This is a genomic window from Streptomyces morookaense, assembly GCF_013030945.1.
Lineage (GTDB): Bacteria > Actinomycetota > Actinomycetes > Streptomycetales > Streptomycetaceae > Streptomyces > Streptomyces morookaensis.
In genome coordinates this window covers 1-1,296 of the sequence record NZ_JABBXF010000011.1, presented here as the reverse complement: position 1 = coordinate 1,296, position 1,296 = coordinate 1, and the positions used below count along the sequence as shown (strand labels likewise).

Annotated in this window: 2 protein-coding genes; both read left to right on the top strand. The window is 72.5% G+C overall.

All coding sequences use genetic code 11. The features are described from left to right. On the top strand, positions 1-912 hold a 912-nt coding region (locus HG542_RS06765; protein WP_176606298.1), incomplete at its 5' end, for a S1C family serine protease. An 88-nt stretch (positions 913-1,000) separates the two neighbouring features. After that, positions 1,001-1,296, top strand: a 296-nt coding sequence (locus HG542_RS06760; protein ID WP_171079153.1) for a response regulator, incomplete at its 3' end; no start/stop codon positions are given.

Sequence of the window (1,296 nt, the reverse complement as noted above, 5' to 3'; positions counted from 1 at the left end):
CGGCGCCGGGGCCGCGCCCGCGGCCCCATCGGCCTCGTGGCCGCCTGCGCGCTCGTCGCGGCCCTGGCCGGCGGCGGCGCCGCGGCCCTCGTCGGCGAGCTCACCGGCGGCTCCGACAGCACCAGCCGGAGCACGCCCGTCGAGAACGCCTCCTCGAAGCTGTCCGGCGTCTCCGCGGTCGCCCAGGCCGTCAGCCCCAGCATCGTGGAGATCAAGGCCACGACCGGCCAGGGCCAGTCCACCGGCTCCGGCGTCATCGTCACCGGCGACGGCGAGGTCGTCACCAACAACCACGTGGTCGCCGGGGCCGACACCGTCCAGGTCTCCCTCAGCGACGGCAGCACCAGGACCGCCAAGGTCGTCGGCACCGACCCCGCCAAGGACCTCGCCCTCATCAAGATCCAGGGTGCTGGGGGAGGGTTCAAGGCCGCCAAGTTCGGCGACTCCTCCAAGCTGCGCGTCGGCGACCAGGTCGTCGCCATCGGCTCCCCCGAGGGCCTGACCGGCACGGTCACCAGCGGCATCGTCTCCGCCCTCAACCGCGATGTCACCGTCGCCAAGGAACAGGGCAGCCAGGACCAGGGCCAGGATCAGGGGCGGGGCCGCAACGGCCGCGGACTCCCGCAGTGGCCGTTCGAGTTCGGCGGCAACCAGTACAACGGCGACACCGGCTCGTCCAAGACCACCTACAAGGCCATCCAGACCGACGCCTCCCTCAACCCCGGCAACTCCGGCGGTGCGCTCATCAACATGAGCGGCGAGATCATCGGCATCAACTCGGCCATGTACGCCCCCGCTTCGGGCTCCGCGTCCGGCGACTCCGCCGGCAGTGTCGGCCTCGGCTTCGCGATCCCCGTCAACACCGTCAAGGCCGACCTCGCCAAGCTGCGCGCGGGCGGCACCAACAGCTGAGACCTCGCCGCACGGTGTGACGTGCGAGGCTGTGAGCCTGCCCGCAGACGTCGCAGACGTGACACCCGTGACCCCGTGAGGTGAGCAGATGAGCCCCGCCGAGCACGGCGACCAGCCCTCCCGCATCCTGATCGTCGACGACGAGCCCGCCGTCCGCGAAGCCCTGCGCCGCAGCCTGGCCTTCGAGGGCTACGCGACCGAGCTGGCCGTCGACGGGCTGGACGCCCTCGCCAAGGTGGACGCCTACGCCCCCGAGCTGATCGTCCTCGACGTGCTGATGCCCCGCATGGACGGCCTCACCGCCGCCCGCCGGCTGCGCGCCTCCGGCGTCACCGTGCCGATCCTCATGCTCACCGCCCGGGACACCGTCGGGGACCGCGTCAC